We start from the raw sequence: 14,569 nt of genomic DNA, 5'->3' as shown, positions 1-14,569 counted from the left end.
CAAGGTATAAAATGAAGAATCAAGAAAGAAGAGGGTTGAACCGTTGCTACTGTGAATTAAATTTAAAAATAGTAAAAAAATTTCCCCCCTCCCTGTTCCCTTCTTTCCCCCTCTTGCCTCTTGCCTCTTGCCTCTTGCCTCTTGCCTCTTGCCTTATTTATTTTCCCTGTTCCCTATTCCCTGTTCCCTGTTCCCTTCTCCCCATAAGGTATTATCAGGACGAAGGACGAGTAGAGGATCTCGCAGATGGGAATTGGAGCAGCCTTTGGCAATGCCTTACGACGGGAAAGCATTTTATCTCGCTATGAACAGCATCGTCCCCAGATGAAAACCGGCGATGTCATCGGGTTCTCGGGCAATGCCGGGTTTTCCGACGTCATTAAGTGGGGGACCGGTTCAATGTACTCTCACGTGGGGATTGTCCTCACCGTCGGCATGGGCGGTGGCTTTGGCGATAGTGTCCTCGTCGTCGAATCCACCACCGAAACCAGCCACCAGCCCGCCTCCAAAGAGGAGAAAGAACTCATCAAAGGGGTGCAGATGAATTGGCTCTCCAAACGGACCCTCATGTACGATGGAGCCGTTTGGTGGTTTCCCCTCAAAAGCCCCCTGCCCCCCGAAGGGCGATCGCGCATGGAAGCCTGGTTGCGAGAAACCCATAGTCAACGTATCCCTTATGACAGTATCCAAGTAGCCGGGGCCGGGATTAAACTCCTAGAAAAATTAGGACTATCTGGGCCAGAAGACCTCTCACGGCTATTTTGTTCAGAACTCGTCTCCAAAGCCCTGCGCGTGGCCGGTGTCGTTGACCCAGACATCAACCCATCTCGGCAAACCCCCGCCGATGTGGTCAACTTTCCCTGTCTTGACTACCCCGTCTTGCTCAAGGGGGATTCCACCCCCGTCAAGTAGCCGAGTTGCAGTGGTAGGATTAACATAAAGACACTGATTTCAATCCATTTTAGTGAATGCGATGCCGACGCTTTGGCCCCCAAGCGTGCGATCGCCAACTCTTGTTATAGACGCTTCCCGCTCCTCCTATGCTTAAACGACTGTTCGGCGACCCCAATACCCGGAAACTCAAGAAAATTGAGCCACTCGTGGCTGATGTTAAAGTTCTTGAGCCAGATATCCAACCCCTAACGGATGAAGCGTTGGTGGCCAAGACGGCTGAGTTTCGGGAACAGTTGTCTAAGGCGCGATCGCGAGAAGAAGAAGACGAAATCCTCGATGAGATCCTCCCCGAAGCCTTCGCCGTGGTGCGCGAAGCCTCCCGCCGCGTCCTAGGAATGCGCCACTTCGACGTACAAATCCTCGGCGGAATCGTCCTCCACAGCGGCGAAATTGCCGAAATGAAGACCGGAGAAGGGAAAACCCTCGTCTCCACCCTTCCCGCCTATCTCAACGCCCTCAGCGGCAAAGGAGTCCACGTCGTCACCGTCAACGACTACCTGGCCCGCCGGGATGCCGAGTGGATGGGACAAGTTCACCGCTTCCTGGGCCTGTCTGTCGGCCTGATTCAACAGGGAATGACCCCCGACGAACGGCGCAAAAACTACAACTGCGACATCACCTATTGCACCAACTCCGAATTAGGCTTCGACTATCTGCGAGACAACATGGCCACCTCCATCGAGGAAGTGGTACAACGGCCCTTCAACTACTGCGTCATCGACGAAGTCGATTCGGTTCTGATTGACGAAGCCCGCACCCCGCTGATTATCTCAGGACAAGTCGAACGCCCCAGCGAGAAATACCGCCGCGCCGCTGAAGTGGCGGCCCAGTTAGTGGCGGGAACGGAAGACGACCCCCAAGATTACGAAATCGACGAGAAAGCCCGCAATGTCTTACTCTCAGATGAAGGGTTCGCTCGGGCTGAACAACTCCTGGGAATGACGGATTTATACGATCCCGACGATCCCTGGGCGCATTATGTCTTCAACGCCGTCAAAGCCAAAGAACTCTTTGTCAAAGATGTCAACTACATCATCCGCGACGGCGATGTGGTGATTGTCGATGAGTTTACCGGCCGGGTGATGCCGGGCCGACGCTGGAGCGACGGACTGCACCAGGCGATCGAAGCCAAGGAACATCTCGAAATTCAGCCAGAAACCCAAACCCTGGCTACCATTACCTATCAAAACTTCTTCCTACTCTATCCCAAGTTAGCGGGGATGACCGGAACCGCCAAAACAGAAGAGTCGGAATTTGAGAAAATCTATAAACTTCGGGTGACGGTGGTTCCCACAAACCGTCCCCTGTTGCGGAAGGATTTACCCGATGTCGTCTATAAAACCGAGGTAGCCAAATGGAAAGCGGTCGCCGAAGAATGCGCCGAGAAACATGAAGCCGGCCGGCCCGTATTAGTGGGAACCACCAGCGTGGAGAAATCAGAAGTTCTCTCGCAACTGCTGAGTCAGTTAAAGGTTCCCCACAACCTCCTCAACGCCAAACCCGAGAATGTGGAACGGGAGTCGGAAATTGTCGCCCAGGCGGGACGAGGCGGAACCGTCACCATCGCCACCAACATGGCGGGACGGGGAACGGATATTATCCTCGGCGGGAACGCCGATTATATGGCCCGGCTGAAGCTACGGGAGTATTTTATGCCCCGTTTAGTTAAACCCGAGGATGAAGCGAGTTTTGCGAAACCGAAAGCCTTAGCCAGTCGCAGTCGCAGTAAAGGGAAAGGCTTTGATACGGTGTCGAAACCCAAAACCTGGAAAGCCTCACCGCAAATTTTCCCGGTGGAGTTGACGCCGGAGTTGGAACAGCAACTCAAGTCGATGGTAGATACGGCCGTCAAGGAGTATGGTGAGCGCAGTTTACCGGAGTTAGAGGCGGAAGAACGCATCGCCATCGCCGCTGAGAAGGCTCCGACGGAGGATAACGTGGTGGCTCAGCTGCGCGAGGTGTATCAGGAGTTGTTGAAGCATTATGAGAGTTACACCGACAAGGAACATAATTTGGTGATTGAACGGGGTGGCTTGCATGTCATCGGTACGGAACGCCACGAGTCTCGCCGGGTGGATAACCAGTTGCGAGGACGAGCGGGCCGCCAAGGTGACCCCGGTTCGACGCGCTTTTTCCTCAGTTTAGAGGATAATTTATTACGGATTTTCGGCGGCGATCGCGTCGCGGGCCTCATGAATGCCTTTCGGGTTGAGGAGGATATGCCCATTGAGTCCGGCATGTTGACGCGATCGCTCGAAGGGGCGCAACGTAAGGTTGAAACCTACTATTACGACATCCGTAAACAGGTGTTTGAGTACGACGAAGTGATGAACAATCAACGTCGGGCGATTTACGCCGAACGCCGCCGCGTCTTGGAAGGACAAAACCTCAAACAGCGGGTGATTGAGTATGCAGAAATGACGATGGATGACATCGTCGATGCCTACATCAACCCGGAACTGCCCTCGGAGGAATGGAACCTCGATAAACTCGTGGACAAAGTGAAACAGTTTGTCTATCTCTTGGAGGAGTTACAGCCGAGTCAACTCGAAGATATGGCTGTTGAGGAGATTAAAACCTTCCTCCATGAACAGGTCCATATTGCCTATGATATGAAGGAATCCCAAGTCGATAAAATTCAACCAGGGTTGATGCGTCAGGCGGAACGGTTCTTCATTCTGCAACGGATTGACACCCTCTGGCGGGAACATTTGCAACAGATGGACGCTTTGCGCGAGTCGGTGAGTCTACGCGGTTATGGCCAGAAAGATCCCCTGATTGAGTATAAGAGTGAGGGCTATGAACTGTTCTTAGAGATGATGATTGATATCCGCCGCGATGTGGTCTTCTCCCTCTTCCAGTTCCAACCTCAGGTTCAACAAACCACGGTGAAGAGTTAAACAATCGGGTTTTCAGGAGATCGGGTGGAATTTGTGGCCCGGCGACAAAATTGTAGGGGCGAAAAATTTTTCATTGTAGGGGCGAAAAATTTTTCGCCCCTACTTTATCCGTTGCGGGTTTTGGAGCTTTTGGGTTTTAGCTGTTAGACAATCCCGAATACAGCGTTAAGGCCACTCCAACCAAAGAACCAATTAACAACGCCATCGTCACTAACGAACTCATCCCAAATCCAGCGGCTCGTTTTTCCGGGGCTTGATAGTACCCCCAGGCGAAGAGAATACGACCAATCACCCAAACCGCACCTAAACCCGCACCCCAAACTTGACTCACGAAGATGGAAAACAGCCACAGGGCGGGAATGAATAAAACAATCTGTTCAACGGTGTTTTGCTGAACGCGAAACACTCGCTCAAAATCAGGATTTCCTGATGTCGCGGGGGGAGACACTTGATATTTGAATCTGGCTCGCCCGACGTTAATCGTAACCACAAAATAGAGAATTAGGGCGGCGACGGTGACGAGGGCTGTCCAGGGATAGGCTGACATAGGGCTGGGGATAATTTAACAACAAATGACCCCAAAAATGGGTCTAATGGTAGCTCTTGAAAAAGGTCTTGAAAACTCAGGCGGATCGGTCAAGATTATACTCGATTTGGGGACGGGCTGTCGAGGTGATGTCTGGGAAAAAATCTGCCGAATTGGGCGATCGCATTCCAGGAATCACACCGTCATTGCCGAGAACCCCCTACCTATTGACCCATTAAAGCCCGAATAGCCACTAATAAGCCTCGGGCCTTATTGAGGGTTTCTTGATACTCTTTGTCCGGGTCAGAATCAGCCACTAAGCCAGCCCCCGCTTGAACAGAGACCGTATTTTGACCCGACTCATCGGCTTGTACGATCGCCGTGCGAATGGCGATCGCCGTATTCAACTGTCCCTCAAAATCATAATAGCCATAGACCCCCGAATAGGGACCTCGGCGACTCGGTTCTAACTCAGCGATAATCTCCATGGCCCGAATCTTGGGCGCACCACTGACGGTTCCGGCCGGAAAACAGGCTTTCAGCAGATCCCACGCCGACTTGGAGGGGGCCAGTTTCCCCACCACATTACTAACAATGTGCATCACGTGGGAATAGCGCTCCACCACCATCAACTCATCGACCGTCACCGTTCCCTGTTCACAGACGCGGCCTAAATCATTGCGGCCCAAATCCACCAACATGACATGTTCCGCCACTTCCTTAGGATCGGCCAACAAATCCGCCGCCAGTTCAGCATCCTCCCGGGCCGTTTTCCCGCGCGGACGGGTTCCGGCGATGGGCCGTACCGTGGCCAGGCGGGTTCCATCGTCGAGGCGATCGGCTTTCACCATCACTTCCGGACTCGACCCGATCGCCTGCCAAGACTTAAAGTTGAAATAAGCCATATAGGGAGAGGGATTAATCAGACGAATCGAGCGATAGAGGGAAAAGGGATCTCCCGCAAACGCCGCCGATAACCGCTGCGAAATCACCACCTGGAAAATATCCCCAGCTTTGATATAGTCTTTGGCCTTGCGGACACTCTCGCAGAATTGGTCCCGTGTGGTGTTGCTCGATGTCGCGAGGGGTTGATCCTCATTCAGATGAGGCGGAGTCCATTCGAGCATCGTATCTTCGCTGCTGAGGGGATGTTGTAGCTTATCGACGAGCTGCGAGACGCGATCGCAGGCCTGACGGTAAGCCGCCTCAACCGTCACCTCGGGATCTCGTAAATCCGCATAGGCGATCGCCCAAATCTTCCGTTTCACCTGATCAAACACCAGCAGATTATCCACCTGCATCCAAACCCCATCCGGTAAATCCCCCTTCTGAGCGGGATGCACCGAGACGCGCGGTTCAATCCAATGAATCAACTCATACCCCCAAAAGCCAAACAAGCCACCAATCCCCGAAGGGAGTTCCGGTAACTGCACCGGCTGATAGGGTTTCAGACAGTCCTCAACAATCGTAAACGGGTCGCCACCGAAGCGATCGACTCGGCCATCGCGATGAGTTTGTAGCGTTTCCTCACCCCGAGATTCGAGGACCCAAAGGGGATTACAGCCCAAAAAACTATAGCGTCCAATTCGCTCCCCCCCTTCGACGGACTCTAGTAGAAAACTATAGGGTTGACCTGCACAGACCTTATACCAGGCTGACACCGGGGTATCCAAGTCCGCCACCCACTCCTGATAGACTGGGACAAAATTACCGGTTTGCGCCAGTTGACGAAATTGCTCTAAATCCGGAAAGATCACAGGTCTGATGATGAAGAATTACACAGTGGGACTCGGACAATGGGACTCGGACAACAGAACTAGGACAACTTAGGGATCTTACCGCAGTTGTCCCTTAACAGCGACAGCCGCTCCCCAGCAAAGAGAAAGAGAATGCAGATGCTAACACATTCTACATTCTCTGGGAAGACAACTTAATGTCCGTGACAAGCGGAACCGATTTAAACGGTGTAGGGCTGTTTACCGCTGAACTTGAGTTTAGCGGGTTCGGGGTTTTTGCCGATGCTGCGATCGAGGATGTTGACCAAAGGACGACCTTCGTTCACTTTCTCGGGGAACACACCATCTTTGGGATGGAGATATTCCATTTCACCGTTGGGGAAAATCCGATAGATTTTAAAATCTTCGAGTTTCGGCTTGAACTTCGTCCGCAGTTGGGTTCCGAGGGCCAAACACTGTTCCTTGCGAGCCAAGTACAGCAGGTTTTCGCCTTCGTGCATGATCGCCGCACCGCCGGTGGGCATCTCAAACACTTGCTGCTTGGGGCTAGTCCAGGTGATGGCGTACTTTTCTTCACGTTCGGCTGCCGAAAGCAAACCACCGGTGCTACCACCGAAAATCGGAGTTTTTCCAGTCAGTTCTTCTGCCATAAGTTTAAATTGAACGAGATTAAAGAGCTTGATGGGGATCCTATCATTGCAGCGGGGAAAGGTGAGCCATCTCGTCAACAAATGTAACAGTTTGTTAGGGAACCGGGAACCGGGAACACCGGAACCGGGAACCGGGAACACCGGAACCGGGAACACCGGAACAGGGAACACCGGAACAGGGAACAGGGAACAGGGAACAGGGAACAGAGCGCCCTCAAGGTACTCTCCTTACCTCTTGCCTCTTGCCATCCCCTCTTGGGAGGGGTTAGGGGTGGGTTATGCCTCTTGCCTCTTGCCCCTTGCCCCTTGCCTCTTGCCTTTTGCCTTCTCAACGCGATCGCCGACGTTTCGGAACCGCTGACACACGCGCCGTCGAATCTGACGTTGAACCGGAGGGGGCCTCATCGTCGAGACGGGGAATCGTGAAATGGAAGCGACTACCGCGATCTTTCCCCTCCGATTCCGCCCAAACCTGTCCTCCCCAGCGTTGAATCGCTTGACGACAGATGGCTAACCCTAAGCCAGTTCCCCCCGTCGTGCGTCGCAGCGCCCCTTCCTCCTGGTAGAAACGCTCAAAAATATCTTCAACTCGGGCCGGTTCAATCCCTCGTCCCGTGTCCGCCACCGTCACCTTAAGCAAACGATAGCCCATGGGGGTCGCCCGAACCGTAATCGATCCACCGCTGGGGGTAAACTTGCAGGCATTATCGAGCAGTTTCCCCAACACCTGCACCAACCATTCCCCATCAGCCTGAACCAACGGTAAATCCGGCGGAATATCCACCACCAACTCCGGCAACGACTCACCGCCGTAACGGGCCTTCACCCCGCTCATGGCTAAATCAATACATTCTTGTAACGAGAGGGGTTCTAAATTCCATTCCACCCGTCCACTCTCAAAACGAGAGAGGGTGAGAAAGTCTTGCACCAGTTCCCGCAGTCGTTCAGCATCGACTAACGCCGTGTTGAGCATGACTTTCTGTAACTCCGCTGGCATATCCGGTTCACTGGCCAGGCTTTCGAGGCAAATTTGAATGGTGGATAGGGGCGTTCGCAACTCATGGCCCGTAATGGCAATTAAATTGCTGCGCGTCCGTTCAAGGGCTTCGAGTTGCTGATTGAGATCTTCGAGGTGAGCGTAGGTTTCGGCTTGAATTAACCCCGTTCCCATCTGAATGGCAATGGTATTGACTAACGCCACTTCGTCATTGGACCAATGGTGGGCGCATCCCTGACAGTGGTGTAACTCCAAAATTCCCAGGAGTTTGCCCCGAGAGAGAATGGGCATCATCAACCAAGCGCCAATCTTCCAGCGTTGCACCTGTTGGGCTAACCAATCTCGGCCCGTTGGCCGTTCCAGAAGTGAGGCTAAACTCTCCATCCGGGTTTGCTGGGGGTTATCGGTATCTTCGAGGAACACCCCCGATTGTCGTTCGATGGCTTCTTGAAATAAGGGGTTGTCGAGTAAGTTCCAGGTTTCCCCCACCAGAGATTGGATTCCCGGAGCGGCGTATTCATGGACGATGGTGGCGGTGGCGTCGCTTTCTTTACAGCGATAGACCAAACAGCGACAGACATCTAAGGCCTCGCCTAACTCTCGCACCGCCACTTTGAGGATTTCTTGGGGGTCCAGGGATTGACGAATGGCGGTGGTAATGGAGTTGACTAAGCGCTCTTGTTCTTCCTGGGCGGCGATGGAGCGATAGGCTTTGATGAGTTTATATTGCCCGGCTTGTAGATAGGTAATGAGTCGCTCAGCAAAGGGGCCAGGGTTCATCCCTAGGGGTTCAACCGCCGGGGGAAGTTGGGGTTCAGGAGGACGGTCATCAATGCCATAGTCGCGACGAGCTTGAGCGACTTTGTCGGCCAGTTCGGGGCGATAGTGCAAAATCCGATTTAGGAGCTGTGCGGCGACAAAACGGCTTAGGTCATGGTCAAAACTCCAAATGCCCTCGAACCGTCGCGCTGTGTCAATTTCCAGGCTCGTTTGCCCCAGCCAGCGGGTTTCTCCTTCGGGCATATCTCGCTCTTGACAGACGAGACAGGTGCCATAGTTAGGACTAAGAACCACCAGGTTCCATTCTTGGCTGAGGGGTTCGTCGCTGTTGAAGGCGATGGTTTCATAATGGCCGGACTGGTTGGTGAAATCACTTTCTGGGGCCGCTAGAACATAGACCTGCTGGGTGGCTTGGGCGATGCGCTTGTATCGGCTCGCTTCCATGCGATAGAAGCGCTCTTTTTGGAAGGTGGCGATGACGAGGGGGGAGTTTTCTCCCGCCAAGACCTGATCTTCCATCGCGTGGGAGAGGGCAATGAGGGAAGATTTAAAGTATGTTTGCGATCGCAGGTGGGGCTGCGCCTGCAACAAATCCTCCAAAACGGACGTTTTGACATTCATGGATGATTGAACCGTTTGGCGTGTAGCATCCGCTTGTCGTTATCAGTGAGGGAACAGCGAACAGTAAACAGGAACTCGTAAGGAATCAATTAGGGTGTCACGAGAGTTTCTCTGGGGTGAGCTTCATCCTTGTATTGCCTTAAGGTCAACACAGGGTTATTTGTGAAAGACATAACCTGAGTAGGTTTCCATGGCAGACGGGTTAGGGTCGGCGCTGACGGTATGATCTAGCTTAGCTGAAACCGTCGCCCTCAAGGGAGTTGATCACGCGGCTAAGCTTGCTAAACTCTCACAGAGGCGATCGAGATGCTCTCGCTCATGGGTCGCCATGAGGGTAATGCGTAGCCGACTGGTGGGGACGGTGGGAGGACGCACGGCGGATAGGAAGACTCCGGCCTCTCGTAAACTCGCCCCCAGATTCACGGCTTGGGCGGCGTCCGCGAGTTGGATGCAGAGGATGGGGGAGTTTGAGGGCAAAAGTGGCCCGATTTTTGCTTGACTTTTTTGGGAAAGTATGCTACTAAGCCGCTGCTTTAGATAGGTCTGATGGGTCCAGAGTTGTTGCCGTCGCTGTGGTTCCGCCTCAACGATCGCGATCGCCGCCTTGGCCGCTGCGGTATCGGCTGGGGAGAGTCCGGTGGTATAAATCCAGGTGGGGGCGCGATTACGGAGATAGTCAATCACTGAGGCGGAGGCGGCCACATACCCCCCTAAACTGCCGAGGGCTTTACTGAGGGTTCCCATCTGAATCAGGGGGCGATCGCCACAGTCAAAGTGATCCACCGTTCCCGCACCTCGACTCCCCAGAACCCCAGTTCCATGAGCATCATCGACTAACAGCATCGCCTCGTACTCTTCGGCTAACTCCAGCAGTTGCGGCAGGGGACAGAGATCCCCATCCATACTAAACACCCCATCGGTGACAATCAGGGCGCGACGAACCTGCGATCGCTGTTGTTGTAACTGTTGCCGCAGGGCCACCATATCCCCGTGGGGATACTCCTGCACCATGGCCCCAGAGAGACGACTGCCTTGGCGTAAACTCGAGTGATTATAGGCATCGGCAAAAATCCCATCCCGAGGACCGACTAGGGCGGAAATCGTGCCTAAATTCGCCAAATACCCAGAACTAAAGACGATCGCATCCTCAGTTTGTTTAAGCCGGGCGATGGCCATTTCTAAGTCTCGGTGCAGGGGACGATGGCCACTCAACAGCCGCGATCCCGTACTCCCGCTTCCAGACTCCCGCGTCGCCGCCACCGCTGCCTCAATTAGCCGTTCATCGCCGGCTAAGCCTAAATAGTCGTTGCTGGCAAAATTCAGGACTGGGGTTCCTTGGAGGCTGACCTGCGCACCACTGCGGCCGGCGAGGGGTTGTACCTGCCGATACCAATTGGCCTTGTGAATCGTGGCCAGCGATCGCTCGATCCAAGAATAGGAACTCATGACATGGCTAATGTTGACTCGTTAATCGTGAATCATCGGGTCTGGGTTCAGGTCTGGGAAACGGGCCATCCAGTGGCTGAGGGTTTCGGCGGCGGTTAACCCTCCGAGTCCATAACAAGCTCGTTTACGCCAGGGAAGAACCGGGAAATGACCCCTAGGTGCTTGACGATGGAAACTTAGATCGTCGTAATAGAGCCAGGTTCGGCCAGAACGCCAGTGGACGCGATCGCAAAATTGAGCGTAGTCGGCGCCGCTGGCCCACCAAATCTCCGCTTGTGCCGACCAGCCGAAATGTCCCTCACTATAGGCGTACCATAGCTCATCGAGGGTTTGTAACTCCCCCTGAGGAAAGGCCGCAATCTCATCGCCATCGAGCCAACCCTGTTCATCCATCTCAGCAACCTCTAAAATCCGTTGCCATGTCCAATCGTCAGCTTCGCGCCAATCCTGTTGAGCAAGATGGAAAGCTAGGGGAACATAGGGATGATCCAGCTCAGAGATGGTTCGAGATTCCTCGAGCGGCTCGTCTGGGTTGGACGGAGACTGTTCTAACTGAGCCAGTCGCTGTTCGATCGCCTCAAAACGTTGATTGAGGGCTAGTTCTCGCTGTACTTGTTGCCAGAGCGATCGCCCCCAATGCAGATGACTCGGCTGTTGGGCGATCGCCAATCGCGACTCAGGGGTGACATCCCAGCCACAACTGGGACAGGTGAGCCAATCGGCGGGACAATCAGTTCCACAAATCGGACAGGGAAGCATCACCATCAGCCCCCAGTCTTAAAACTCATACTTAAAACTCATCATCTTCAAAACTATCGAGGCCTGAGGTATCGCGATCCTGTTTAGAGCCGAGAAGATCCAGGCGATCGACCCGAATCATGGGCGAGGAGCGATCAGCTCCAGTTTTGCTATCCTGCCAATGATCAATTTTCAACGATCCCTTGACCCCGATGAGGCTACCCTTGCGGACATAATTGGCCGCCACCTCGGCTCGCTTATCCCACAATTCTAAATTGAACCAATCCGGCTTGTCTGTTTTGTTGGTGGGGCGATTCACCGCCAGGGACAAACGACACTTCACCGCCCCTGACTCAAAATACTTGACATCAGGGTCAGACCCGACTCGACCCACCAGAGTGACTACATTGAGTGTCATGGAGAATTTATGTTGAATGATACGTCAACCTAATCTTAACCCTGATCGGATGTCCTAGAACGAGGAATTTCATCCCGACAAAAAACCAAAAGCGCGTATGATGAGGCGTAGCATTATTTAGCTAGAGGCACTAGACGGAACCGGCGACCATGGTATAGAATCCACCTCGGTCATTGTACAAGTTTCCTTATTATCTCTGCTAGCACAAGCGTATTCTAAACTGGGAGGGCACAGGCGCGCGTGGCAAATTTAAGTCGCTTCTCACTCTCTAGAGACATGGGTATCGACCTCGGGACTGCAAATACCCTGGTCTATGTCTCTGGAAAAGGCATCGTCCTACAAGAACCATCGGTGGTTGCCATCGATCAAGACGATAAACTTCCCCTAGCCGTGGGGGAAGAAGCCAAGCAAATGCTCGGACGAACGCCGGGAAACGTCGTCGCACTACGCCCCTTGCGGGATGGTGTGATTGCCGATTTCGACACCGCCGAGTTGATGCTCAAACATTTTATCCGGCAAGTCCACGGTGGCCGTACCGGACTCGTCGGACCCCGTATCGTCATTGGGATTCCCAGTGGCGTCACCGGCGTGGAACGCCGTGCGGTGATGGATGCCGCCATCCAAGCCGGGGCGCGAGATGTGCGTCTAATTGACGAACCGATCGCCGCCGCGATCGGGGCCGGACTTCCCGTTGCTGAACCGACGGGGAACATGATTGTGGACATCGGCGGTGGAACCACCGAGGTGGCTGTCCTGAGTTTACAGGGCATTGTTCTAAGTGAATCGGTCCGGGTTGCTGGCGATGAGCTGAGTGACTCCATCACCCAATACATGAAAAAAGTCCATAACTTGGTGATTGGGGAACGGACCGCCGAAGAAATTAAAATTCAGGTGGCCTCCGCCTATCCCACCCAAGAAGACGACATCATCATGGATGTCCGAGGCTTGCACCTGTTGTCTGGGTTGCCTCGTACCGTCACCATCAAGGGACCTGAAATTCGCGAGAGTATGTCAGAACCCCTATCGGTGATTATCGAAGCCGTTAAGCGCACCCTCGAGCGCACTCCTCCTGAACTGGCGGCTGACATTATTGATCGCGGTATCATGTTGGCCGGTGGCGGTGCCTTACTCCGAGGACTCGATACCCTAATCAGCCATGAAACCGGGATTGTCACCCATGTGGCGGCCGATCCCCTCAGTTGTGTGGTCTTAGGAACCGGGCGAGTGTTGGAGAACTTCAAACAGCTCGAACGGGTGTTCCGAGGTCAGTCTCGGTCTCTCTAGGCTCAATCGAGGCTCAATCGAGGCTCAATCGAGGCTCACTCACCCTAAAACGGATAGCACAGGAGAAAGTTATTGTACGTCTTGCGTCGTTACTGGCAACGCTATCGAACCCTGGGGCTGTTGGCAACATTAGCCATCGGCTCCGCTTGGGTATTTCGTCAGACGGACGGGGCGATCGTGTTTGAAGTTTATCAGCGCCTATCCGCCCCCTTTGAGGCGGATTCAGGGCGCGAACAACAGCTCGTCAACGCCCGAGTGCTGGAACTTCAACAACGATTGCTTGAAGTCAATCAGGAGAATCTTCAGTTACGGGAACTGTTAGACTACGAGCCACAAACCTCGCAAGAGCCAACCTTTGCCCCGGTGATTGGCCGCAGTGCCGATCGCTGGTGGCAACAAATTCTTCTCGGTCGCGGCCGCAACAGCGGTCTGGCGATCGATGATATTGTCATGGCCCCCGGTGGTATTGTGGGGCGAGTGGTGAGTATTACCGATGAAACCAGCCGAGTCTTGCTCATCAGTGATGCCAGTAGTTCCCTCGGGGTCACCGTCGGTCGTTCTCGGGAAATGGGCCTATTGCGGGGCAAAGGCTCGAACCGGGCGATCGTGGAGTTTTTCGAGAAACTCCCCGATGTGAAAGAGGGCGACGCGATTCTCTCATCCCGCTATAGTCAACGATTTACCTCGGGTCTGCCAATCGGAACTGTAGTAGCGGTCAATTTGAATGCTAGCCCGGCCCCTCAAGCGGAAATCGAAATCTCAGCCCCCCTCAGTTCTCTCGAATGGGTGATGGTCTATCCTAAGCCCTCTGTGCCACTCCCGAGTGAGTCTGCCGAGCCGATTGATCCCCTCGGAGAGACCCTTCAACTCGATTAACGATTTTCCTGCCCCTATGCAGCCAGACCTACGCCCGGTTCGTGCCACGGGATTAACCCAGCCCCCTCCAGTGGGTTGGCAAGCGATCCGACAGCGGTTGCTGTCTTGGACGCTCACGGTTCTGTCAGTTCTTCCTTGTTTACTCTTGCTTCCAGCGCGTTTTCCGGGTATGGAACTGCTGGGGATTGCCCCCAATTGGTTATTGGTTTGGGTGGTGGCCTGGAGTATTAAACGCTCGGTGTGGGAAGGTGCAGTGGCCGGCGTCACCCTCGGACTCCTGCAAGATGGGATGAGTGCAGCAGTTCCCACCCATGCCATTAGTTTGGGGGTTGTGGGAATGCTCACGGCCCGTTTACAGCGGGAACGGGTGGTTCAGGATGATATCATCTCCGTTTTATTGCTCGTCTTCGCGATGACGGTAGTAGGCGAGACGGTTCGCGCTCTTCAGTTTAGTCTCTATGCTTGGCGTTTACCGGCATCGGCGGTCTTTTGGAATTTTGAGGAGATTTGGCGCTATTACCAACAGGTGGCTCTCGGCTCTGCCGTGTTGAATAGTTTATGGTCGCCGGTGATTTACTATCCGCTGAATTTGCTCTGGGAACATCGCTTTAGGTAGGTAACAGATAACCGGCAACCGGCAACC

General features: G+C 53.8%; 12 protein-coding genes. 5 read left to right on the top strand and 7 right to left on the bottom strand.

Features of this window, described 5'->3' with window-relative positions:
• Nucleotides 1–246: 246 nt before the first annotated feature.
• Nucleotides 247–912 carry a hypothetical protein gene (locus R6U67_RS14530; RefSeq protein ID WP_410253213.1) on the top strand — a complete coding sequence of 222 codons (666 nt, stop codon included), beginning with the start codon at nucleotides 247–249 and terminating at the stop codon, nucleotides 910–912.
• A 128-nt stretch (nucleotides 913–1,040) separates the two neighbouring features.
• On the top strand, nucleotides 1,041–3,854 hold the full coding sequence (gene secA / locus R6U67_RS14525) for a preprotein translocase subunit SecA (RefSeq protein WP_410253212.1): 2,814 nt from the start codon (nucleotides 1,041–1,043) through the stop codon (nucleotides 3,852–3,854).
• Between the two features lie 136 nt (nucleotides 3,855–3,990).
• Here secA and R6U67_RS14520 read toward each other — a convergent pair whose 3' ends face one another.
• The 7 genes from R6U67_RS14520 to R6U67_RS14490 all read right to left on the bottom strand — a co-directional run bounded on the left by R6U67_RS14520 (nucleotide 3,991) and on the right by R6U67_RS14490 (nucleotide 11,766).
• Nucleotides 3,991–4,401, bottom strand: coding sequence for an MAPEG family protein (locus tag R6U67_RS14520; protein WP_410253211.1), 411 nt, complete (start codon nucleotides 4,399–4,401; stop codon nucleotides 3,991–3,993).
• A gap of 203 nt (nucleotides 4,402–4,604) precedes the next feature.
• Nucleotides 4,605–6,137, bottom strand: a complete 1,533-nt coding sequence (locus R6U67_RS14515; protein ID WP_410253210.1) for an anthranilate synthase component I family protein — start codon at nucleotides 6,135–6,137, stop codon at nucleotides 4,605–4,607.
• Nucleotides 6,138–6,337: 200 nt separating this feature from the next.
• Nucleotides 6,338–6,766: a photosystem I reaction center subunit II PsaD gene (locus R6U67_RS14510; protein ID WP_410253209.1), complete on the bottom strand. Its 429-nt coding sequence runs from the start codon at nucleotides 6,764–6,766 to the stop codon at nucleotides 6,338–6,340.
• Between the two features lie 328 nt (nucleotides 6,767–7,094).
• Complete coding sequence (locus R6U67_RS14505) at nucleotides 7,095–9,164, bottom strand: DICT sensory domain-containing protein (protein WP_410253208.1); 2,070 nt, start codon at nucleotides 9,162–9,164, stop codon at nucleotides 7,095–7,097.
• Nucleotides 9,165–9,428: 264 nt separating this feature from the next.
• Nucleotides 9,429–10,610: an 8-amino-7-oxononanoate synthase gene (gene bioF / locus R6U67_RS14500; protein WP_410253207.1), complete on the bottom strand. Its 1,182-nt coding sequence runs from the start codon at nucleotides 10,608–10,610 to the stop codon at nucleotides 9,429–9,431.
• Between the two features lie 21 nt (nucleotides 10,611–10,631).
• Nucleotides 10,632–11,375: a GUN4 domain-containing protein gene (locus R6U67_RS14495; protein WP_410253206.1), complete on the bottom strand. Its 744-nt coding sequence runs from the start codon at nucleotides 11,373–11,375 to the stop codon at nucleotides 10,632–10,634.
• Nucleotides 11,376–11,400: 25 nt separating this feature from the next.
• Nucleotides 11,401–11,766: a single-stranded DNA-binding protein gene (locus R6U67_RS14490; protein ID WP_410253205.1), complete on the bottom strand. Its 366-nt coding sequence runs from the start codon at nucleotides 11,764–11,766 to the stop codon at nucleotides 11,401–11,403.
• A gap of 276 nt (nucleotides 11,767–12,042) precedes the next feature.
• Here R6U67_RS14490 and R6U67_RS14485 point away from each other — a divergent pair, with 276 nt between their 5' ends.
• From R6U67_RS14485 to mreD, 3 genes are all read left to right on the top strand, one after another.
• A complete protein-coding gene (locus tag R6U67_RS14485; protein WP_068788157.1) occupies nucleotides 12,043–13,050 on the top strand; it encodes a rod shape-determining protein in 1,008 nt (335 codons plus the stop codon).
• A gap of 72 nt (nucleotides 13,051–13,122) precedes the next feature.
• A complete protein-coding gene (gene mreC / locus R6U67_RS14480) occupies nucleotides 13,123–13,926 on the top strand; it encodes a rod shape-determining protein MreC (RefSeq protein WP_410253204.1) in 804 nt (267 codons plus the stop codon).
• 16 nt (nucleotides 13,927–13,942) lie between these two features.
• Complete coding sequence (gene mreD / locus R6U67_RS14475) at nucleotides 13,943–14,542, top strand: rod shape-determining protein MreD (protein ID WP_410253203.1); 600 nt, start codon at nucleotides 13,943–13,945, stop codon at nucleotides 14,540–14,542.
• The last annotated feature ends 27 nt before the right edge of the window (nucleotides 14,543–14,569 follow it).

The organism is Sodalinema sp., assembly GCF_046483825.1.
Classification (GTDB): Bacteria; Cyanobacteriota; Cyanobacteriia; order Cyanobacteriales; family Geitlerinemataceae; genus Sodalinema.
This window is presented reverse-complemented; position numbering and strand designations above follow the sequence as displayed.

Coding starts and splice junctions, on each gene's coding strand:
- R6U67_RS14530 (WP_410253213.1), top strand. CDS start 247: ATGGGAATTGGAGCAGCCTTTGGCAATGCCTTACGACGGGAAAGCATT.
- secA (WP_410253212.1), top strand. CDS start 1,041: ATGCTTAAACGACTGTTCGGCGACCCCAATACCCGGAAACTCAAGAAA.
- R6U67_RS14520 (WP_410253211.1), bottom strand. CDS start 4,401: ATGTCAGCCTATCCCTGGACAGCCCTCGTCACCGTCGCCGCCCTAATT.
- R6U67_RS14510 (WP_410253209.1), bottom strand. CDS start 6,766: ATGGCAGAAGAACTGACTGGAAAAACTCCGATTTTCGGTGGTAGCACC.
- R6U67_RS14505 (WP_410253208.1), bottom strand. CDS start 9,164: ATGAATGTCAAAACGTCCGTTTTGGAGGATTTGTTGCAGGCGCAGCCC.
- bioF (WP_410253207.1), bottom strand. CDS start 10,610: ATGAGTTCCTATTCTTGGATCGAGCGATCGCTGGCCACGATTCACAAG.
- R6U67_RS14495 (WP_410253206.1), bottom strand. CDS start 11,375: ATGGTGATGCTTCCCTGTCCGATTTGTGGAACTGATTGTCCCGCCGAT.
- R6U67_RS14490 (WP_410253205.1), bottom strand. CDS start 11,766: ATGACACTCAATGTAGTCACTCTGGTGGGTCGAGTCGGGTCTGACCCT.
- R6U67_RS14485 (WP_068788157.1), top strand. CDS start 12,043: ATGGGTATCGACCTCGGGACTGCAAATACCCTGGTCTATGTCTCTGGA.
- mreD (WP_410253203.1), top strand. CDS start 13,943: ATGCAGCCAGACCTACGCCCGGTTCGTGCCACGGGATTAACCCAGCCC.